Raw genomic sequence first — 20,868 nt, forward strand, 5'->3', positions numbered from 1 at the left:
AGCTGCCGCCGGGAACGAAGCAATGGAAAGACGTAACCGACGGGGAACAGGACACTTATGACCACCGCATACGACTTCACCGCCACCACCATCGACGGCGAGCCCGTCGACCTCTCGGCCTACCGCGGCAAGCCACTGCTGATCGTCAACACGGCGTCGCAGTGCGGCTTCACCCCGCAGTACGAAGGCCTCGAAGCCCTCAACAAGAAGTACGCCGACAAGGGCTTGACCATCCTCGGGTTCCCGTGCGATCAGTTCGGGCACCAGGAACCCGGCGATGCGGACGAGATCAAGAACTTCTGCTCACTGCGCTACGACGTGACCTTCCCGCTGCACGAGAAGATCAAGGTCAACGGACCCGAAGCGCATCCCCTCTACGAGTGGCTGCGCAAGCAGAAGTCCGGATTGCTCGGCGGACGCATCAACTGGAACTTCACCAAATTCCTCGTCGACAAGGACGGCAAGGTCGTCAAGCGTTTCGGACCCACCACCAAGCCCGAAAAGCTGACCGGGGACATCGAAAAAATTCTCTAGTGGAAGAAGTGTCGCGAGCCGGTGAGATACATCGTCACACCGGCGTCGCGCGCCGCTTCGATCACTTCGTTGTCGCGGATCGAACCGCCCGGCTGAACGACGGCCTTCACACCGGCGTTGGCCAGGATCTGGAAGCCGTCGGGGAACGGGAAGAACGCGTCGGACGCAGCCACCGCTCCCTCGACTCGGTCTCCCCCTCGCTGCACCGCGAGGTGCGCCGAGTCGACGCGGTTGACCTGACCCATGCCGACGCCGACGGCTGCACCGTCCGAGGCGATGAGGATCGCATTGGATTTCACCGCTCGGCACGCGATCCACGCGAACCGAAGATCGGCCAAGGTGTCCGCGTCGGCCGGATCACCGACGGCCAGGGTCCAGTTGGCCGGATCGTCGCCCTCGGCGTCCAGTGCGTCCTTCTGCTGCAGCAGCGCACCGCCCGAAATCTGCTTCAGCTCGGCGCTGCCGCCCACCGGCGGAGCCGCGCGCAAGACGCGAACGTTCTTCTTGCGCTGGAGAACTCCGAGTGCACCGTCGGCGTAGGACGGCGCGATGATGACCTCGGTGAAGACCTCGGCCACCTGCTCGGCCATCTCCACCGTCACTTCGCGATTGGCCGCGATCACGCCGCCGTAGGCGCTGACCGGGTCGGTCGCGTGCGCCTTGCGGTGGGCGTCGGCGATGTCCTTCGCCACCGCGATCCCACACGGGTTGGCGTGCTTGATGATCGCGACGCAGGGTTCCTCGTGGTCGTACGCGGCGCGCCATGCGGCGTCGCCGTCGGTGAAGTTGTTGTAGGACATCTCTTTTCCGTGCAGCTGCTCGGCCTGAGCGATACCCGCCTGCGCCGTCGGGTCCACGTACAGCGCGGCGCCCTGGTGCGGATTCTCGCCGTACCGGAGCACCGATTCACGCTCCCAGGTGCCGCCCATCCACCGCGGGAACGACGCGTCGGAGGTGTCGAGGACGTTGGTCATCCAAGATGCGACGGCCACGTCGTATGCGGCCGTGTGCTGGAAAGCTGTGGCGGCGAGCGCAATCCGCTGCTCGAGGGTGAACCCTCCGCCCTCGACGGCCGCGAGTACGTCGGCGTACCGGGCCGGGTCCACCACGACCGCGACGGACGGATGATTCTTCGCGGCAGCGCGCACCATCGACGGACCGCCGATGTCGATCTGCTCGACGCACTCGTCCGGGGTCGCGCCCGACGCCACGGTCTCGGTGAACGGATAGAGGTTCACCACCACGAGTTCGAACGGTGCCACGCCCAACTCGCCGAGCTGCGTGAGGTGTTCGGGCTTCCGGGTGTCCGCCAGGATCCCCGCGTGCACGCGCGGGTGCAGAGTCTTCACACGACCGTCGAGGGTCTCCGGAAAGCCCGTGAGGTCTTCGACGCGGGTCACCGGAACACCGGCGGCGGCGATGCGGCCGGCGGTCGACCCCGTCGAGACCAATTCGATTCCGGCGGCGTGCAATCCGGCCGCCAGCTCTTCGAGCCCGGTCTTGTCGTACACACTCACCAGAGCGCGGCGAATTGCCTTCGTGTTGTCACTCACTGGGAATCTGAGCCTTTCGTCCATCGGAGATCACACCTCGGGAGGCAACGGCAGCGATCACGTCGATCAGCAGCCGCCGCTCCACCGTCTTGATTCGTTCGTGCAGAGTCGACTCGTCGTCCCCCTCGAGAACGGGAACGGCCTCCTGCGCGAGTATGGGTCCGGTGTCGACGCCCGAGTCGACGAGATGGACCGTCGTTCCGGTCACCTTCACACCGTGCGCGAGCGCGTCCGGCACCGCGTGCGCGCCCGGAAACGACGGCAGCAGAGCGGGATGCGTGTTGAGGATGCGTCCGCCGAACTCGGCGAGGAACGTCGGCCCGAGAATCCTCATGAACCCGGCCGACACGATCAGGTCGGGCCGATGCGCGAGCGTTGCGGCGGTGAGAGCGGCGTCCCACGCTGCGCGGTCGGAGTAATCGGCGACGGCGACGCAGAAGGTCTCGATACCGGATCGGGCGGCAGCACAAGCACGATCGACGCCGACCGCCACGATGCGCGCTGGATAGTCGTCGGTCGCCGCCTCGGCGAGCGAGCGGAGAAGCGTTCCGGTGCCCGACGCGAGGACGACCACGCGGGCCGGGTGCGACAGCGGGGCTAACAGCGCGCTTCTCCTGATGCGATGAGGGCGGGTGGGCCGGTCCGACCCACCCGAAACCCTAGACCGGGATCAGGTCAGCGCGTTTCGTCGGGGTCGTCGATCTCCACGACCTCGGCGTCGACCACCTTGTCGTCGTCCACGACGGACTCGTCCGATTCTTCTTCCGGGACCTCGTCCTCGACGACGACGTCCTCGGCGGCCGGAGCGGCTTCGATGGCCGCGACAGGTTCGACCGACACCGCCGGCTCGTCCGGTTCGTCGTGATGGTCGAGCCAGGCATCGGTGACCTCGTGACGGTGCAGGAGATGGCCGGCGACCGCCGCGGTGGATCCGCCGACGACAAGCGTCCAGCAGAAGGTTGCAAGACCCAGGATCGGTACGTCGACGCCCAGATCGCCGAAGGTACCCATCGCGCCGCCGGCCACGTACCCGACGATCACCGAGACAACGCCCACCAGCACCGAGGCGCCGGCGGCGGCCCGGAGTGCGTCGACGGCCGAAAGCGTGCCGGATGCGCATCCCCGTCCCAGCAGGTAGGCGGCGAGAGCGGGGACCACCAGCATCACCGGCCACCACACCTGCGCCGACGACTCCGGGAGCGCGGCCAGCACGGGCACCGCCGGGAGCGGGCCGCCCGTGGTGTCGAACAACGACACGGTGGCCGCCCCGACGTGGGCGGACGAGCCCGACACCACAGCAGCCGCACCGATCACGACGTTCGGGAGATAGAGGATCGACACGACCGTGAGGCCGAGCGCGCCGATGACGCCGTCGCCCGTCTCGAGCAAGGCACCGATGGTCGACCACGACATCACCAGCGAGGCGACGACGAGCACAGCACCGCCTGCGACCAAAGTCGCGAGCGCGCGGGCAGCGGGGACGAACGTAGCAACAGCCCACGGCGGCAAGTGGACTCGCTGCAGAACTCCGGGCCATGTGCCGGCGACGAGGCCGACACCTGCGCCCGTCGCGTGCACGGCGAGCACCCAACCGAAGGCGACGAGCGCATTCGGTGTCGAGAGCGCGATGACCGACGACGCGTCCTCGATCATCGCGAGCATCACGGCCGCGAAGAGAAGTGGAACTCCCAGTGCCGCGGCCAGTACCCAGCAGACGTCACGACGGGTGCTGGTCGGGGACACAGCACCCGCGCAGCCGCGCGCCACCGACACAATCAGCACGATGGTCGGCAGCAGCGGCAGGATTCCGAGGTCGGCTCCACCGATCCCGAGGGGGACGTGGTGGACCGCCAACCACGACCCGGCGACGGCTCCGAACGTGCCCGTCAGATCGCTGTTCGCCGAGACCAGCGTGATGACGACGACAGCGGCGACGAGAGCCAGGAGAACGCCGACGGGCCTCAGTCCGACCACTACCAGCTTCTTGGCCAGTTCCGGCGACGGTCCGGGGCCGCCGGTGTGACGGTCTCGCGGTCCCTGCGCTCTCGATGACTGGGAACTCAGGAGGGAACTCACCCGTCACAGGGTTTCACCGACGCCCCGGCCCGTCGGACAGGCGCGCCGAAGGGACTAGCGATTGTGCTCGTCGTCGGCGGCTGCCTCCGGCATTGCGGTCGTCTTGTCCTCGGCCTGCTTCGGAGCACTGGGGTAACCAGCACTGGGGTAGCTCTGGGTGGGTTCGCTCGACGGACGCGGCTCGGCGTAACCGGGGGCCGAGTAGGGCTGTGGCTGACCGGAACCGGGCTGACCGGAACCGGGCTGACCGGAACCGGGCTGACCGTAAGCGGACTGGCCGGGGTTCTGCTGGCTGGGGCCTACGGGGTAGCCCTGCGCTCCGGTGTAGTTCTGGGGCGGTGCGTAGCCCTGCGGGGCGCCGTAGTTCTGGGGTTGCCCGTAGCCCTGGGGCGCGCCATAACCCTGCGGTGCGCCGTAACCCCGGGGAGCGGCGGGCTGGCCGTATCCCTGCGGCCCCTGGGAACCCTGTGGCTGATTGCCGTACCCATAGGGCTGTCCGCCGTACGGCTGGCCACTGTAATTCTGGCCGCCGTAGTTCTGACCGCCGTAGTTCTGTCCACCGTAGTTCTGACCGCCGTAATTCTGTCCGAGGCCGCCCGGCTGCTGCGGGGCCTTCGGCTTCGGGGCGGGCGGTGTCACGACTCCCGACTCGAGCAGCAACGCGGCTACGGCGGCGGCGGTCTGAACGAAGCCCAGTACGAGCACCAGGATCGTGCCGATGCCGATGCCGGCGTCGATGGTCTGGCCGAACCCGGAGACGTCGGGCGTGATGTTGAACGACTGGAACACCAACGTCAGGAACGCGGCGACCGACAGTGCGGCGGCGACGCCGAAGTTGGCGCGCTGCTTCGGAAGCAATCCGACACCGGCCACGGCCCCTGCGGCCAGGAAGAGGGCCACGGAGGTCGGGTCGCCGCCGAAGAAGTTCTGACTGAACCCCGCCACGGTGAGCTGCGGCGCGAGGCCCAACAGGAAGTTCACGACTCCCAAGCCCACCAACACCAGCGTCGCGATCCTGACGATGCGCGCGGTGGCGGCAGCCGAGTCGGCGGGTGCGGTCTCGGATCCCGACCGGGCTTCGGCCTGCCCGCTCGACTCCGATCCTCCGGCCTGCCCGCTGAACGACGGCGTCGGGTCCGGAGCGGCAGGCTTTTCGGGCGTGCTCGGCTGGTCGGGTTCCCCTGACGAGAAGGTCATGACTACATCCTTTTCCTCGGTTCGCGGTACCCGACCAGCGTACGGAACGCTCAGCTCACCCCGACCAGCTCCCGGCTGTCGGACTGCGCCGCCTCGAGCTCACGGACCAGCGGCAGGACCTTCGCTCCGAAGTACTCGATCTCCTCCTGGAAGTGAAGGAACCCACCCAGGATCAGGTCGACGCCCCGGCTTCGGTAGGCGACGATGCGCTCGGCGACCTGTTCCGGCGTACCGATGAGCTGAGACCGGAAGCCGTCGTTGTACTGCACCAGATCCTCGAACGAGGAGTCGGCCCACATCCCCTTCTTGTCCCTCGTCGAGTTTCCGGCCTGCTGCACGGCGTCCCGAAAACCCTCCACCGCAGGCTTGTTGGCCTTCTCGACGATCTCGCGGAGGGTGTCCTTGGCTTCCGCTTCGGTGTCGCGGGCGATGATGAAGCCGTTCAGCCCGAACTTGACCTCGCGTTCGTGCTCGCGCGCGACGCGCCGAATGTTGTGCAGCTGCTCGGTCACGCCGTCGAAGTCCTTGCCGTTGGAGAAGTACCAATCGGAGTACCGGCCGGCGTTCTCCTGGGCGGCCGAGGAGTTTCCACCCTGGAACAGTTCGGGATTGGGGCGATCCGGGGTGTTGAGGGGCTTCGGCTTCAGCGTGAAATCGTGAATGCGATAGAAGTCGCCGCGGAAGTCGACGTCGTCCTCGGTCCAGATCTTGCGCAGCACCTGCAGGAATTCCGCGCTGCGACGGTACCGCTCATCGTGCTCGAGCCACGGCTCGCCCAGATGGGTGAATTCATCCTTGAACCATCCGCTCACCACGTTGACCGCGAACCGGCCGTTCGACAGATGATCGGCTGTCGCACCGAGTTTGGCGAGCACGGCCGGCTGCCACAGCCCGGGATGCACCGCGGCGATGACCTTGAGCCGCTCGGTGGCGAGGAGCAGCGCCAACGAGAAACTCGTCGACTCGTGCTGATACTCGGCGCCGTAGCTCGCCTCGTATCGGACCTGGCTCAGCGCGTATTCGAAGCCGTTGTTCTCCGCGGTCCGCGCGAGCTTCTTGTTGTACTCGTACTCCCAGCTGGTGCGCTGTTCGATCGTCGACGTCACCAGTCCCCCACTGACGTTGGGCACCCAGTAGGCGAACTTGATCTCGTCGGAAATGCGTTCGGTGGTCACAGGTTGTCTCGTTTCACGGTCGGTCAGGAATACCAGGTCGGCTCGGGCAGCTCGTCCGTCAACACCCACCGTCCGACCTCGCGGCGCTTGTAGGCGACGGGGTCGTGGAGGGTGTGGGTACGGACGTTTCGCCAGAAGCGGTCGAATCCGTACTTGCTCGCGGTGGCTCGTGCACCGAGCGCTTCGAAGATCGTCGATGTGACCTCCAGCGACACCTCGGTGGCGCGCGCCTTGACCGCCGCGACGCGCACCTCGTGCTCACCGCGCTCCTGCTCGGTGACGTTCCAGGAATTGTCGTGAATCGACTTGCCCTCCAGCGCAACGGCATCCGCCAACGCTTCGACCGCCCAGAGTTTCGCGGTCAGGTCGCCGTAGATGTCGATGATGTAGGGCTCGTCGACGGCCTTGTCGAAACCGCTGTGCAGCCACGCCCGTGTCTTGTCGCGCGAGTACGTCGCCGCCTGATCGAGTGCCCCGCGGGCAATACCGAGGTAGAAATTGACGAACACGAGCTGAATGGTCGGCACGTTCAACGTGTTGTACACACGAGGTGTGAACTTCTTGTTCACGAATCCCGCTGCGTCGCTCCAGTTCACACGAACATGGTCGATACTGACGCTGCCGCTCTCGGTCTGACGCTGACCGATGTTGTCCCAGTCGTCGTGAAAGGTGAGACCGGGCGAGTTCGACGGAACGATCGCGAAAACATGCTGACCGTCGGGCAAGGCGCCTTCGAGAACGGTGACGTCGGATACGCGGCTACCGGTCGAGAACGACTTCTCTCCGGTGAACACGATCTCGTCGCCCTCGTCGGTGACCGACACGTCGTTGTCGCGCGGATTGACTGCCCCGCCGAAGAACCAACGGTTCGTCGTCGCCGCTTCCTCGACGGCGGTGATCTGCTCCGGGGTGCCGACGAGCCGGGCCGCCCAGAACCACAGCAGGTGGTATCCGAGGAGCTGACCGATGGACCCGTCGGCCGTCGACACGGTGCGGATCACTTGGTACGCGGTGGGCCAATCTTGCCCGCCGCCACCGTGTTCCACCGGGCCGAGAAGGGTGACGAGACCGGAATCCTTGAGCAGCTGCACTTCGTGGGTCGGGGCGTCGCGCCCTTTGTCACGCTCGACCGCGTCGACCGCGAGCAGGGCAGCTACATCGGACGCACGCGCAATCCATCCCTGCGAGGTGGTGGGTGCGTCGGGCCAGTTCTGGGTGAGGGGACGGTTCTCCGTGGTGGTCATGGCTGGTGTTTCTCCTGTGCGAGTGTCGAGTGGGTGTCAGACCGATCGGCACTGGCGACAGGATGTGTGGTGCGAAGTCATGACCTCAGTAGACGATGTGGGGCTGCCCCGCGACCAGACTTCGAATCACGATGATTCGTAAGGGCGGCAAGCACTACCCCCGCACACGACTCAGGGGCACATCCGGTCGAACGAGCCGACCGAATGTGCCCCTGAGTCAGAGAAAAGCTGAAACTACTTGCGCGCGTTCAGGATCTCGCGTGCGAGTGCCGCCGTCTCGGACGGCGTCTTGCCGACCTTGACTCCGGCCGCTTCGAGCGCGTCCTTCTTGGCCTGCGCGGTACCCGAGGAGCCGGAGACGATGGCGCCGGCGTGGCCCATGGTCTTGCCCTCGGGGGCGGTGAAGCCCGCGACATAGCCGACGACGGGCTTGCTGACGTTGGCCTTGATGTAGTCGGCTGCACGCTCTTCCGCGTCGCCGCCGATCTCGCCGATCATCACGATGATCTCGGTGGCCGGGTCCTTCTCGAACGCCTCGATGGCGTCGATGTGGGTGGTGCCGATGACCGGGTCGCCGCCGATGCCGATGGCGGTGGAGAAACCGAAGTCGCGGAGCTCGAACATCATCTGGTAGGTCAGCGTGCCGCTCTTGGAGACCAGGCCGATGGGGCCGGTTCCGGAGATGTTGGCCGGGGTGATGCCGACGAGCGCCTCACCGGGGGTGATGATGCCGGGGCAGTTCGGCCCGATGATGCGGGTCTTCTTGCCCTTCTCGACGTTGTAGGCCCACGCGTATGCGCTGTCCTGCACCGGGATTCCCTCGGTGATGACGACGAGCAGCGGGATCTCGGCGTCGATGGCCTCCACGATTGCGTCCTTGGAGAACGCCGGCGGGACGAACGCGATCGAGACGTCCGCTCCGGTCTTCTCCATGGCCTCGGCGACCGAGCCGAACACGGGGAGCTCGACGTCGCTGCCGTCGGCTGCCTTGTGCGACACCGTGGTTCCGGCCTTGCGTGCGTTGACGCCGCCGACGACCTGGGTGCCGGCCTTGAGCATCAGGGCGGTGTGCTTGGTGCCCTCGCCGCCGGTGATGCCCTGGACGATGACCTTGTTGTCCTTGTTCAAGAAGATAGACATGGTTCCCTTACTTCGCAGCCAGCTCGGCGGCCTTGTCGGCGCCTTCGTCCATGGTTTCGGCCAGCGTCACCAGTGGGTGCGCAGCATCGGCGAGAATCTTGCGGCCTTCGTCGACCTTGTTGCCGTCGAGGCGAACCACGAGCGGCTTGTTGGCGTCGTCGCCCAGCTTCTTCAGTGCGCCGACGATTCCGTTGGCCACCGCGTCGCAGGCGGTGATGCCGCCGAATACGTTCACGAACACGCTCTTGACCTGATCGTCGCCGAGGATGACGTCGAGTCCGGCGGCCATGACCTCGGCCGAGGCGCCGCCGCCGATGTCGAGGAAGTTGGCGGGCTTGACTCCGCCGTGCGCCTCACCGGCGTACGCGACGACGTCGAGGGTCGACATGACCAGTCCCGCACCGTTTCCGATGATGCCGACCTGTCCGTCGAGCTTGACGTAGTTGAGGTCGTTCTCCTTGGCCTTGGCCTCGAGGGGGTCGGCCGCGTCGGCGTCCTCGAACTCTGCGTGCTCGGAGTGGCGGAAGTCGGCGTTCGCGTCCAGCGTGACCTTGCCGTCGAGCGCGAGGATCTCGTCGGAGGGAGTGCGCACCAGCGGGTTCACCTCGACGAGGAGTGCGTCTTCCTTGATGAAGACTTCCCACAGCTTCTGGATCGTGTTGGCGGCCGCGTCGAGCACCTCGGCGGGCAGCTTGCCGGCTTCGGCGATTTCACGGGCGAATGCGAGGTCGACGCCCTTGACCGCGTCGACGGGGATGCGCGCGAGTGCGTCCGGGTTCTCCTCGGCCGTCACCTCGATCTCGACGCCACCTTCGACGGAGCACATTGCGAGGTACGTGCGGTTGGTGCGATCGAGCAGGAAGGAGATGTAGTACTCCTCCGCGATGTCGGAGGCTTCTGCAACGAGAAGCTTCTTCACGACGTGGCCCTTGATGTCGAGGCCGAGAATTGCTTCGGCGTTCGCCGTGGCTTCGGCAACGTCCTTGGAGTACTTGACTCCACCGGCCTTGCCGCGGCCACCGACCTTCACCTGAGCCTTGACCATCACGGGCTTGCCGATTTCTTCGGCGATCTGTGTGGCACCGGCGACCGTGTCCGTGACACGACCGGCCGACGTCGGTACTTCGTGCTTGGCGAAAAGTTCCTTCGCCTGGTATTCGAAGAGATCCATCAGCTCACCATCTCGTCTGCGTTGACGCCCGCTCGAGGGGTAGGAGCGGGTCCGACATGCGACTTTAGCCACCGGCAAAGGGGCCTAGACGACACCCCGTGCATCTTGTGGCTCATGTCACCGATCGCCCGGCGAAGCTACTGACGAGTACGTCCACGGGCGACAGCGGCGACCACGAGAACCACCATGCCGACGGCACCCGCGAGTGCTCCGACCCCGGGACCCGCCGCGCCGCCGCGGACCTCCAGGAGTGGCCAGCCGGCGACGTAGACCGCCATCCCGGCAGCGGCGCCGAAGAGCAAGGCGGCACCGCGCGACGGGCGCGCGCGAGCGGCGACGATCACCGCGACGACCACGGCGGCGGCGAACACTGCCTGCCCCCAGGCGTCCCATCCCCACGGGAACTCGCCGAAGGTGGCGGCCGTGGACTCGCCGGACGAGTACAGCGGCGACCCGAGCGCCACAACGGAGACGAGCGCGCCGACGGCGCCGACCCACACCGTCGCGCGCGACGGAGACTCGTCGATCGAGGTGTCGACGTCGTCGCGCTCGGCCGAGCCGGCCACCCACAGCAACACACCGCTCACTCCGGTGACCACCACGCCGAGGCAGACGAGCACGGCGCCGGGTCCCATGCGCACGCTGGGAACGCCGAGCGCCAGAACCAGCGCCTGCAACACGGGCGTCGCACACATCACCGCGGCGACCCAGAAGACACCGACGGCGGGCCGGATCGACGTCGCCAACTCGGAGAACAGCAGCATGACGCTCAGCAGGACGAGAACGATCGCACCGAGCACCGCGATACGAGCCCCGAGAATGTTCGGCTCGGTCACCCCGTCCGGCACACGCAGCAGCGGGAGCAGCGCACCGGTGGCAAGCAGCACTCCCGCGACCACGCCGGTGACGCCGGCGATCGCATGCCGGCGCACGGACCGTCGGCGTGCCGCTGCCGACGCCTCGGCGGCGGCGCGATTGCGCGCGGACTTGCCCATCTTGGCCGTGGGCGCCGCGGGCCTTTCCTGTTCCACGACCGCGGGCTCGGCTGATCGGCGTGCCAACACAGGAACGGCCAGTCCGATCATCAGAAGAACAACCGCTGCCGCGGTGGCAGAGATCGAGCCGACGCCGGGATCGATTCGGTCCTGCGCGGACGCCGACACCCACCGTGTCCCGACCAGTCCGAGGGCCGCGATCGCGGTACCGATCAACGCACCCGAGGCCGCCGACGTGGACACCGAGGACAGTCCCGCGCCCACGACCGTCAATGCGGCCACCGCGATCAGCGCGGAGCCCACGGCCAGCAGCGTCGGGCCGTCGACGACCGTGTCGACGAGGAACACCGGATCCGCGGAGACGAACGGGGGCGCGAACAGCGCTCCCGCAAGGACGACTGCGGCGACGGCCGCGAGCGCGGTCGCCGGTCCCCCGATGCGGCCTGCGGCCGAGCCCGCGCCACCGTATCCGTCGAGCAGTGATGCACGGCCCACCGCGACGAGCCCACCGAAGCCGGCCAGAGCGATCAGAACGTGTCCGACGAGAACGAGGTAGGCCCCGACTCCCGGTTCGAGCACGGCGGCGCTCAGCGGTCGGAAGAGCTCGAGCCGGTTCGCGTCGATCGGGTCCGCCAGCAGCTGAGCGTCGATCACCGCGAACCCCGCAGCGACGGCGCCTGCCGCCGCCAGAAGTGCGCCACCGAATCCGACCCGGCCGCGCACGAGCGCGAGGATCGCCAGTACCGGCGCCGCGAGCGCGCACACTGCCGCCCACACCATTGCCGGTGTCGAACCGCTGCCGGCTCCCGTGGTCACACCCACCACCGGTGCGGCAGCGACCGAGATGCCTCCGACCGCGGCCAGCAGCACACCGATGCGTAGGGGCGCCCGGTGGTCGCGAAGGTCGTCGACAGCGTTCATGGGAGCGATGCGCTGCGGACGCACCGAGGGCCCGGATGGACTGCTCACGTGGACCGACGTTATCGGTTTGCGGGCTTCGGACGCGTGCAGGGACACGCGAGCCGTTGTTATACCTTCGAGCCCGGAATGGCGTTTCGCCTGCTCGCGATGTGAGCCATCCCACATATTGGGTCACAAATGGCGTTTGGCTTGCGCGCCTCGCAACCGTTTCGTTACCGTCGCCCAGTCTGGATAACGAGCAGGTCACGAATCAGGAGGACGGCAGGTCTTGCAGCACCATCGCACCCCGTTCACCTCGAGTCGATTTGCCTCCGGCTTCGTCACCGATCACACGGACCCCGCATCGCGCGCTTCCGAAGCCACCGACAACGGTGACGCGACCGTTTTCACCATGACCCAATTCTTCGACGACTCGGACGACGTCTTCCGAGATCTGCTCGATTCGCCGTGGGATCGCAATCACGAGTCCGCCGACTACCCGGCCACCGCAGCTGCCCTTCCTGCCACTGCTTCTTCGCCTGCGTCGTCTCGCCGTGAGTCCCGTCGTTCGGCAGACGCCGTTCCGGCCAGCTCCTACCTTGTGACACCCGCTGCCGAGGTCGTCGGCGGCGGTGACGTTGCACCGGTGACCGTCCGACGGTCCGGAGCACACCGCATTCCTGCCCCGCCGAACGCCCTGAAGGGCCGCGTGGCCGTCGTCGCAGTCGCAGCTGGTGCCGTCGTCGCAGCCGGGCAAGCCGCAATGAACCACAGTCCGGCCCCCGAGCAGACAGTGTCCTCGGACGTCGCACTTGCCGCCGGTGAGAGCCCCGTGACCGCGGCCAGCAACGTGGCCGCCGTCGTCGCCGATCGTGTGACCACCATCCCGACCCCGGCGGGCCTCGTTCCTGCCGCCACGTCGACCGGTGCCCCCATGGTCACGGCCTCCAACTCGGCCGCGCCGCAGATCCTCAACGTTGCATCGACCGCCGACCTCGGACAGTTCGGCGAATTGCTCGCCAAGGGCCAGCGCTACATGCAGGAGCGCGCGGCCGCCGAGGCCGAGAAGCTTCGCCCCCTGTTCGCACTTCCCGCCATCGGCACCTACACCTCCGGCTTCGGCTCGCGGTGGGGCACGCTGCACGCCGGCGTGGACATCGCAAACGCCATCGGTACCCCGATTCACGCCGTTGCGGACGGTGTCGTCATCGACTCCGGCCCGGCCGCAGGCTTCGGAATGTGGGTTCGCCTGCAGCACGCCGACGGCACGATCACTGTGTACGGCCACATCGACAGCACCGAGGTCACCGTGGGCCAGAAGGTGATGGCCGGCGACGAGATCGCCAAGATGGGCAACCGCGGCCAGTCCACCGGACCGCACCTGCATTTCGAGGTGCACCTCGCGGGCGAGAACAAGATCGACCCGCTGCCGTGGCTCGCGACCCGCGGCATCAGCCTCGGCCCCGAGCGCGACTGAGCGGCTAGTACAGCTCCGCTACCTACAGCTTCGTCATCGGTACGCCACCGATCAGCATCATCTTCACGCGGCCCGACGTGCCGAAATCCACGAGCACCATCGCGCGCTGACCGGACCCTTCGGATTCGACGACCGTTCCCAGCCCGTACTTGTCGTGGTTGACACGATCCCCCACCGCCAATACAAGGGTGTTGTTGCGCGCCCGCGCCGCACCGAAACTCGGCGTGGCCTGCTGAGTGGGTCGGGATTGCCAGTTGTCGCTGCGCACGGGTTGCGTCCAGTCGCGTTGGCGGCCGGACCCGAAGCCCCCGGACCCGAAACCACCACGTCCGACGCCGGGATCTTCACGCCGCCAGTCGATGAGCGACTGCGGAATCTCCTGCAGGAAGCGCGATTCCGGGTTGTTGATGGGCTGACCCCACGCCGATCGCATGATGGCACGCGTGACGTAGAGACGGTGTCGGGCGCGGGTGATGCCCACGTACGCCAGCCGCCTCTCCTCCGACAGCTCCGCTGGGTCACCGAGGGCGCGCATGTGCGGGAACTGCCCGTCCTCCCAGCCGGTGACGAAGACGACGGGAAATTCGAGCCCCTTCGCGGTGTGCAGGGTCATCATGGTGACCACACCGTCGCCGTTGTCCGGGAGCTGGTCGGCGTCCGCGACCAGCGAGACTCGCTCCAGGAACGACGCGAGTGAACCCGGTTCGGGGGCGCCATCGAGCTCGTCCTCGTCGGTGTCCTCGCTGATGTCCGCAGCGATGTCGACGTCGGGAATGTCCTCCGCGTTGCGGGCATCGGCACTGAATTCACGTGCGACGCTGACCAATTCGTTCAGGTTGTCCAGGCGCGCGCCGTCCTGCGGATCGGAGCTGGCTTCGAGTTCCGCGCGATATCCCGTGCGGTCCAACACGGCTTCGACGACTTCGCCGATGTCGCCGACGCTGTTCCCGTCGGTGTCGGTGGTGTTCATGACCGCCCGAAGCTCGTCGATCATCTCGACGAATGCCGCAATCATCTTCTGCGACCTGGTGTTCAGCAGCGCCACTTTCCCGTCGGCGGCGTCGTAGAGCGCTTGCGTGAAGCTGACGTTCTTGCGCTCGGCGTGGACGGCGACGCACGCCTCGGCGCGATCACCGATACCGCGACGCGGTGTGTTCAGGATGCGGCGCATACTGACCGTGTCGTCCGGGTTGGCCAGAACACGAAGGTACGCAACGATGTCGCGCACTTCCTTGCGCTCGTAGAACCGCACGCCGCCGACGACCTTGTACGGCAGGCCGAGCCTGACGAAGATCTCTTCGAGCGCACGCGAGGAGTTGTTGGTGCGGTAGAACACGGCGACGTCGGAGAACTTGATGTCGCCACCGTCGACCAGTCGATCGATCTCGGAGGCGACGAAGGAGGCTTCGTCGTGCTCGTTGTCGGCGACGTAGCCGACGATGAGCTCACCGTCGCCCGAGTCGGTCCACAGCTTCTTGTCGCGGCGGCCGATGTTGCGCGAGATCACGGCGTTGGCCGCGGAGAGGATGGTCTGCGTCGACCGGTAGTTCTGCTCGAGCAGAATGGTCCGCGCGTCCGGGTAGTCCCGCTCGAACTCCTCGATGTTGCGGATGGTGGCGCCACGGAATGCATAGATGGACTGATCGGCGTCACCGACCACACACAGTTCGCCCGGACCGATACCGTCACCGCCCTCGCCGGTGCCCACCAGTTCCCGCACCAGCATGTATTGCGCGTGGTTGGTGTCCTGGTACTCGTCGACCAGCACGTGCCGGAAGCGGCGTCGGTAGTACTCGGCGACCTGCGGGAAGTTCTGCAGGAGCGAGACGGTCTCACCGATGAGGTCGTCGAAATCGAACGCGTTGGCCGCGCGCAGCCGCTGCTGATAGTGCGAGTAGACCTTGGCCACGATGGCCGGCAGCTCGGCCGGATCCTTCTCCGCATCGGCCACGGCCTGGTCGGGATCGATCAGCTCGTTCTTGAGGTTCGAGATCTGCGTCGCCAGCAGCCGCGAGGAGTACTTCTTGGGATCGAGCTGAAGATCCTTGCCGATCATGGTGAGCAACCGCCGCGAATCGTCGGCGTCGTAGATCGAGAAATTGGAGTTGAGCCCGGGGAGCAGAGTGGCCTGGCTGCGCAGAATCCGGACGCAGCTCGAGTGGAACGTGGACACCCACATGAAGTTGGCACGGGGTCCGACGAGCGAGACGACGCGCTCGCGCATCTCCGCCGCGGCCTTGTTGGTGAACGTGATCGCGAGAACTTGGCCGGGAGTGACGTTTCTCTCGGCGAGCAGGTACGCGATGCGGCGCGTGAGCACCGCCGTCTTGCCCGATCCGGCTCCGGCGACGATCAGCAACGGCGACCCGGAATGCATGACCGCTTCGCGTTGCTGCGGGTTCAGACCCTCCAATAACGCATCGGAGGACCTGGTCACGGGGGCTACGGGAAGATCGGTGTTCATCGCCTGTACAGGTTACCGGCGGGCGCCGACATCCTTCGCCGACGCGGCAGCGGTGAAGGAATCGACCATCCGAGTAATCTCCGGCAACGCCGGGTGCGAATCACGTAGTGAACTACCCTTTCGACCCGACGAGCCGCGATGGGATTCTGTTCTCGGTCCCGGTGCCACCGAACAAGTGGCACAATGCAGGCCGTGCTCTACCGCAAGGCTGGTTTGTTTCGCCGGCGAAAGACAGCTTGATCCATGATGTGAACCGATCGGTTCCACCGTTCGCGTACGGATAGTCACGAGGCTCGTGTCGGTACGCAAGCACGTGGTCGTTGTAACAGACCACATCCGACCGACGACACACCTTTTGACCCGAGGAGTAGATATGAGCACAACATTGCAGTCCGCGTCATCATCCCAGCCCGCCGACTCCGATCTGCCGACCTCCGAGGCAGAGATCGACGAGCTCCGTAAGGAGATCGACCGCCTCGACGCTGAGATCCTGGCCGCGGTCAAGCGCCGCACCGAGGTCTCGCGCATCATCGGTCGCACCCGGATGGCATCCGGTGGCCCCCGCCTGGTGCACAGCCGCGAGATGAAGGTCCTCCAGCGCTTCAGCGATCTGGGCCAGGAAGGCCACACCCTCGCTATGCTGCTGCTGCGCCTCGGTCGCGGTCGCCTCGGTCACTGACCTTCTTCCAGAACCGACATTCGGTTCCGACCGACTCCCCTGTCACGATGGCCTCGGCGGCGCGTATGCGTCCGTCCGGGGCCATCGGTCGTAGCAGGAAATCGCACCGACCGCGCACTACTGTTGGTGTTCATGAGCGTCGACATCACGGGCACCGAAGCCTGGCAGAAACTGACCGACCACCAACGCGGCATCGCCGATCGTCACCTGCGCGAGTTCTTCGCGGACGATCCGTCGCGCGGATCGGAACTCACGCTCACCGCGGGTGAGCTCTACATCGACTACAGCAAGCACCGCATCGAGCGCGAGACGATCGAGCTGCTGCTCGACGTTGCCCGCGCCGCCGACGTCACCGGGCGCCGCGACGCGATGTTCGCCGGTGAGCACATCAACACGTCCGAGGATCGGGCCGTTCTGCACACCGCCCTGCGGTTGCCTCGCGACGCCTCCCTCGAGGTCGACGGCCAGAACGTGGTCGCCGACGTCCACGAAGTCCTGGATCGAATGGGCGATTTCGCCGATCGGGTGCGCTCGGGCGAGTGGCTCGGCGCAACCGGACAGAAGATCACCACGGTGGTCAACATCGGTATCGGCGGTTCGGACCTCGGACCGGTCATGGTCTACCAGGCTCTGCGGCACTACGCGGACGCCGGCATCTCCGCCAGATTCGTCTCGAACGTCGACCCCGCCGACATGGTCGGTGCACTGGTCGGATTGGACCCCGCCACAACTCTATTCATCGTCGCATCCAAGACGTTCTCCACCCTCGAGACGCTCACCAACGCCACGGCCGCTCGCCGCTGGCTGACGGACAGCCTGGGTGACGACGCCGTGGCGCAGCATTTCGTCGCGGTGTCCACCAACGCCGAGAAGGTGTCCGACTTCGGCATCGACACGGCCAACATGTTCGGTTTCTGGGACTGGGTCGGTGGGCGCTACTCGGTCGATTCCGCGATCGGGCTCTCGGTGATGCTCGCGATCGGCCGGGACCGGTTCGCCGAGTTCCTCGACGGGTTCCACCTGATGGATCGGCATTTCGCGACGGCGCCGCTCGAGGCCAACGCTCCTGTTCTGCTGGGCGCCATCGGCGTCTGGTACTCCAACTTCTTCGATGCCCAGTCGCGCGCTGTGCTGCCCTACTCGAACGACCTGTCGCGTTTCGCCGCGTACCTGCAGCAGCTCACGATGGAATCCAACGGCAAGTCCGTGAAGGCCGACGGCACCCCGGTGACCGTTCCGACGGGTGAGATCTTCTGGGGCGAGCCGGGAACGAACGGCCAGCACGCCTTCTACCAACTCCTGCACCAGGGAACGCGGCTGGTCCCGTCGGACTTCATCGGTTTCGCCGAGCCCGTCGACGATCTCCCGACGGCCGACGGCACGGGCAGCATGCACGACCTGTTGATGAGCAACTTCTTCGCCCAGACCAAGGTTCTGGCGTTCGGCAAGACTGCCGACGAGATCGCGGCCGAGGGCACCGCGGCGGACATCGTGCCGCACAAGGTCATGCCCGGTAACAGGCCGTCGACGTCGATCCTGGCGCCGAGACTGACGCCGTCGGTGGTGGGGCAACTGATCGCGCTGTACGAGCATCAGGTTTTCGTCGAGGGCGTCATCTTCGGTATCGACTCGTTCGATCAGTGGGGTGTCGAACTCGGAAAGACGCAAGCCCAGGAATTGACTCCCGTGCTGACAGACGCGGAAAAGCCTGCGACGGAACTGGATTCGTCGACCTCGGCACTGGTGGATTGGTACCGCACACAGCGCGGTCGGTGAGAAGAGGCGAGTCCGTGCGGCACTGCCGGGTCGGGGGTCTGACAGTGCCGCACGGACTCGACCGGTATGTCGGCGGCACCCGCCAATGCGTTACACACTTCTCACGAGAAAAATCGACGGTGTATCAGGATGTTTCACAAGGGGTACTGCGAGGTACGGTCGAAGGCATGACGGAGCTCGCGACATGACTGTCCGTGTCGAGCGTTCGGGACCGGTGTTCACGGTCGTTCTGTCGAGACCGGAATCCCGAAACGCCGTCGACGGACCCACCGCTGCAGCTTTGGTATCGGCGTTCGAGGAGTTCGACGCCGATCCCGATGCTGCCGTTGCCGTTCTGTGGGGCGAGGGCGGCACCTTCTGCGCCGGCGCCGACCTGAAGGCCCTCGGCACCGATCGGTCCAACTCGGCCACCGAGCACGGCGACGGACCCATGGGTCCGACGCGCATGCAGCTCTCCAAGCCCGTCATCGCCGCGATCTCGGGTCACGCGGTAGCGGGTGGACTCGAACTCGCCCTCTGGTGCGACCTGCGAGTCGTGGACGACGACGCGGTCATGGGCGTCTTCTGTCGACGCTGGGGGGTGCCCCTGATCGACGGCGGCACCGTGCGACTCCCGCGCCTGATCGGGCTCTCGCGCGCCATGGACCTGATACTCACCGGCCGACCCGTCGACGCAGCCGAAGCGCACGCGATCGGACTCGCCAATCGAGTGGTCCCGAGCGGGTCGGCACGCACCGCGGCAGAGGAACTCGCGCTCCAACTGGCGGCGTTCCCACAGAACTGCATGCGCGGTGACCGCCTGTCCGCTCTCGAGCAAGAGGGCAAGGACGAGGAATCGGCGATCCGAAACGAGTTCCGTCACGGAAGCACCTCGATCGTCGACGCACTCGACGGCGCCGCCCGTTTCGCCGCCGGCGCCGGCAGACACGGATCGTTCGACGAGTGAGCCGCCTGTCCATTGTGGACGAGATGTTCCTGCGAACTCATCGTGGTCTGGGGACTCCCGTTGCGCTGCAAGGGTTGTGGGTCGTCGACGACGCGGTCCCACTGCAGGTGCTCGAGGACTTCCACCGCCGCCTCGCTCTGGGGACTCTCGGTCGACAGGTCGTCACTCCCCGCCTTCCGGGGGCCCGGCGACGGTGGGTGACGTCGCAGGACACCCTGCCCTTGACGGTCGACGACACCATCGCCGACGCGGACGTCATCGCGTGGGCGGATCGGCAGGGTGACCTCGAACTCGACCCCGAGTTCGGCGTCGGCTGGAGACTGTCGACCGCTCGGATGCATAGCGGCGGAACCGTCGTCTCGCTCGTCTGCTCTCACGCACTCGCCGACGCTGCCGGCCTGGTCGACGCGGCGGACGCAGCGCTCACCGGCCGACCCGCGCCGGTCACCGACGAGGCCGACGGCACCGACCGCGCGGACGCCGTCGACCAGCTTCGCATCGTGGGGGGTGGAACCGCCCGAGCTCTGGGAACGCTGATCACCGACCCGGTTCGACGCGCCGAACTGATCGCGTACGTGCGTGGGAACCGGTCCGCGCCCGCAGGGACGCCGCCGACGGCGACCTGGACTCCCCCGTCGTTCGTCGTCGATTATTCGGCAGCGCAATGGAACTCCGTCGCCAAGGCCGGCGGCGGCACCTCCAACGTCCTGTTCGCGGCCGTCGTCGCGACCGCGACGCGCATGCTTCTCGGGCGCGATCGAGTGACCCTGAGCATCCCCGTGCGGATGGTGCGGGCCGGGTCGGCGGCGAACTCGGTGTCGATGAGCGAAGTGGTGATTCGAGAGTCCGACACCCTCGCCGCCATTCGCGTGGCAGCGAAATCGGCCTACGGTGTTCCGATCGGCGGACCGGCCGGATTCCCCGAGGAACTTCTGCAGGTGGTGTCGGACCGGGTGGCGTCCAAACTTGCGCCCATGCCGGGTCAGCGAGATGCACTGTGCTCCAACATCGGACCGCTTCCCGATACGTTGAACCTGGGGCGTGGCACCCGCATTTCGACGCGTGCCATCCACCCCGGTCTCGACGCGGCCGGGGCTCTGAAGATGCGAACGACACTGTCGGCGTACATCTCTCGGTTCCACGACCGGTTCACGATGTCGATCGTCGGGACCGATCCGCTCATGCGCGCCGACCTCGAGGACGTGCTCCGCGAAGCGTCGGCGCGGTGGAGCCTCGATCCGATGTTCTGGTGAGACTAGAGTTCGTCGGTATGAGTGATTCGGACATCCACGCACGCATCAAGGACCTGATCGACCAGGAGCACGCGCTCCGGTCCAAGACCGAGGCCGGTGACCTCGATCCCGCCGAGGAACGCTCGCAGCTCAAAGCGCTGGAAGAGTCTCTGGACCAGGCGTGGGATCTGTTGCGACGCAGACGCGCTCGCCTCGACGGAGGACTCTCACCCGATGACGCGGAGACGGCCAGCGTCGATCAGGTCGAGGGCTACCTGCAGTAGGCGTTCGCGGGAAGGCCGGAGGCCG

The 20,868-nt window shown here is 66.6% G+C and carries 17 protein-coding genes; 7 read left to right on the forward strand and 10 right to left on the reverse strand.

Translation table 11 applies throughout. The annotated features are described in order from the left end of the window. The first annotated feature begins 57 nt into the window (after positions 1 to 57). Positions 58 to 534 (forward strand): glutathione peroxidase, encoded by a 477-nt coding sequence (locus tag AC59JP_RS07230; RefSeq protein WP_497325052.1) that lies wholly within the window; start codon positions 58 to 60, stop codon positions 532 to 534. Here the strand turns inward: AC59JP_RS07230 and purH are convergent. The 9 genes from purH to AC59JP_RS07275 all read right to left on the reverse strand — a co-directional run bounded on the left by purH (position 531) and on the right by AC59JP_RS07275 (position 12,054). Beyond that, entirely contained in the window at positions 531 to 2,087 is a 1,557-nt protein-coding gene (purH, locus tag AC59JP_RS07235; protein ID WP_497325053.1) for a bifunctional phosphoribosylaminoimidazolecarboxamide formyltransferase/IMP cyclohydrolase, read from the reverse strand. The genes AC59JP_RS07230 and purH overlap by 4 nt on opposite strands. Beyond that, positions 2,080 to 2,706 carry a phosphoribosylglycinamide formyltransferase gene (gene purN, locus AC59JP_RS07240; RefSeq protein ID WP_497325719.1) on the reverse strand — a complete coding sequence of 209 codons (627 nt, stop codon included), beginning with the start codon at positions 2,704 to 2,706 and terminating at the stop codon, positions 2,080 to 2,082. Before purN ends, purH begins: the two co-directional genes overlap by 8 nt. A gap of 56 nt (positions 2,707 to 2,762) precedes the next feature. Then, positions 2,763 to 4,163, reverse strand: a complete 1,401-nt coding sequence (locus AC59JP_RS07245) for a cell division protein PerM (RefSeq protein ID WP_497325054.1) — start codon at positions 4,161 to 4,163, stop codon at positions 2,763 to 2,765. Between the two features lie 54 nt (positions 4,164 to 4,217). Next, on the reverse strand, positions 4,218 to 5,360 hold the full coding sequence (locus AC59JP_RS07250) for a DUF5336 domain-containing protein (protein WP_497325055.1): 1,143 nt from the start codon (positions 5,358 to 5,360) through the stop codon (positions 4,218 to 4,220). A gap of 50 nt (positions 5,361 to 5,410) precedes the next feature. Continuing rightward, complete coding sequence (sfnG, locus tag AC59JP_RS07255) at positions 5,411 to 6,535, reverse strand: dimethylsulfone monooxygenase SfnG (protein ID WP_497325056.1); 1,125 nt, start codon at positions 6,533 to 6,535, stop codon at positions 5,411 to 5,413. Positions 6,536 to 6,558: 23 nt separating this feature from the next. Next, positions 6,559 to 7,779 carry an acyl-CoA dehydrogenase family protein gene (locus tag AC59JP_RS07260; protein WP_497325057.1) on the reverse strand — a complete coding sequence of 407 codons (1,221 nt, stop codon included), beginning with the start codon at positions 7,777 to 7,779 and terminating at the stop codon, positions 6,559 to 6,561. 234 nt (positions 7,780 to 8,013) lie between these two features. After that, a complete protein-coding gene (gene sucD / locus AC59JP_RS07265) occupies positions 8,014 to 8,919 on the reverse strand; it encodes a succinate--CoA ligase subunit alpha (protein WP_497325058.1) in 906 nt (301 codons plus the stop codon). Positions 8,920 to 8,926: 7 nt separating this feature from the next. After that, positions 8,927 to 10,090, reverse strand: coding sequence for an ADP-forming succinate--CoA ligase subunit beta (sucC, locus tag AC59JP_RS07270; RefSeq protein ID WP_497325060.1), 1,164 nt, complete (start codon positions 10,088 to 10,090; stop codon positions 8,927 to 8,929). A 137-nt stretch (positions 10,091 to 10,227) separates the two neighbouring features. After that, positions 10,228 to 12,054, reverse strand: coding sequence for a hypothetical protein (locus AC59JP_RS07275; protein WP_497325061.1), 1,827 nt, complete (start codon positions 12,052 to 12,054; stop codon positions 10,228 to 10,230). Positions 12,055 to 12,397: 343 nt separating this feature from the next. On the opposite strand from AC59JP_RS07275, the gene AC59JP_RS07280 reads away from it, so the two are divergent. Next, on the forward strand, positions 12,398 to 13,462 hold the full coding sequence (locus AC59JP_RS07280; protein WP_497325062.1) for a M23 family metallopeptidase: 1,065 nt from the start codon (positions 12,398 to 12,400) through the stop codon (positions 13,460 to 13,462). Between the two features lie 22 nt (positions 13,463 to 13,484). Here AC59JP_RS07280 and pcrA read toward each other — a convergent pair whose 3' ends face one another. Continuing rightward, positions 13,485 to 15,926, reverse strand: a complete 2,442-nt coding sequence (gene pcrA / locus AC59JP_RS07285) for a DNA helicase PcrA (protein ID WP_497325063.1) — start codon at positions 15,924 to 15,926, stop codon at positions 13,485 to 13,487. Positions 15,927 to 16,299: 373 nt separating this feature from the next. Between pcrA and AC59JP_RS07290 the strand changes: the two genes are divergently transcribed. From AC59JP_RS07290 to AC59JP_RS07310, 5 genes are all read left to right on the forward strand, one after another. Beyond that, entirely contained in the window at positions 16,300 to 16,605 is a 306-nt protein-coding gene (locus AC59JP_RS07290; RefSeq protein WP_497325064.1) for a chorismate mutase, read from the forward strand. Between the two features lie 132 nt (positions 16,606 to 16,737). After that, entirely contained in the window at positions 16,738 to 18,381 is a 1,644-nt protein-coding gene (pgi, locus tag AC59JP_RS07295) for a glucose-6-phosphate isomerase (protein ID WP_497325065.1), read from the forward strand. A 184-nt stretch (positions 18,382 to 18,565) separates the two neighbouring features. After that, on the forward strand, positions 18,566 to 19,327 hold the full coding sequence (locus AC59JP_RS07300) for a crotonase/enoyl-CoA hydratase family protein (RefSeq protein ID WP_497325066.1): 762 nt from the start codon (positions 18,566 to 18,568) through the stop codon (positions 19,325 to 19,327). Further along, on the forward strand, positions 19,324 to 20,580 hold the full coding sequence (locus AC59JP_RS07305; RefSeq protein WP_497325067.1) for a condensation domain-containing protein: 1,257 nt from the start codon (positions 19,324 to 19,326) through the stop codon (positions 20,578 to 20,580). Before AC59JP_RS07300 ends, AC59JP_RS07305 begins: the two co-directional genes overlap by 4 nt. A gap of 17 nt (positions 20,581 to 20,597) precedes the next feature. After that, positions 20,598 to 20,843: a DUF2630 family protein gene (locus AC59JP_RS07310; RefSeq protein WP_497325068.1), complete on the forward strand. Its 246-nt coding sequence runs from the start codon at positions 20,598 to 20,600 to the stop codon at positions 20,841 to 20,843. Positions 20,844 to 20,868: the final 25 nt, after the last annotated feature.

This window comes from Rhodococcus sp. 320_ES (genome assembly GCF_059691855.1).

What these genes read in the sequence shown, in the direction of transcription:
- sucD (WP_497325058.1), bottom strand. Translation starts at nt 8,919, where the DNA reads ATGTCTATCTTCTTGAACAAGGACAACAAGGTCATCGTCCAGGGCATC.
- AC59JP_RS07280 (WP_497325062.1), top strand. Translation starts at nt 12,398, where the DNA reads ATGACCCAATTCTTCGACGACTCGGACGACGTCTTCCGAGATCTGCTC.
- AC59JP_RS07260 (WP_497325057.1), bottom strand. Translation starts at nt 7,779, where the DNA reads ATGACCACCACGGAGAACCGTCCCCTCACCCAGAACTGGCCCGACGCA.
- AC59JP_RS07300 (WP_497325066.1), top strand. Translation starts at nt 18,566, where the DNA reads ATGACTGTCCGTGTCGAGCGTTCGGGACCGGTGTTCACGGTCGTTCTG.
- sucC (WP_497325060.1), bottom strand. Translation starts at nt 10,090, where the DNA reads ATGGATCTCTTCGAATACCAGGCGAAGGAACTTTTCGCCAAGCACGAA.
- AC59JP_RS07250 (WP_497325055.1), bottom strand. Translation starts at nt 5,360, where the DNA reads ATGACCTTCTCGTCAGGGGAACCCGACCAGCCGAGCACGCCCGAAAAG.
- AC59JP_RS07230 (WP_497325052.1), top strand. Translation starts at nt 58, where the DNA reads ATGACCACCGCATACGACTTCACCGCCACCACCATCGACGGCGAGCCC.
- AC59JP_RS07290 (WP_497325064.1), top strand. Translation starts at nt 16,300, where the DNA reads ATGAGCACAACATTGCAGTCCGCGTCATCATCCCAGCCCGCCGACTCC.
- AC59JP_RS07310 (WP_497325068.1), top strand. Translation starts at nt 20,598, where the DNA reads ATGAGTGATTCGGACATCCACGCACGCATCAAGGACCTGATCGACCAG.
- pcrA (WP_497325063.1), bottom strand. Translation starts at nt 15,926, where the DNA reads ATGAACACCGATCTTCCCGTAGCCCCCGTGACCAGGTCCTCCGATGCG.
- pgi (WP_497325065.1), top strand. Translation starts at nt 16,738, where the DNA reads ATGAGCGTCGACATCACGGGCACCGAAGCCTGGCAGAAACTGACCGAC.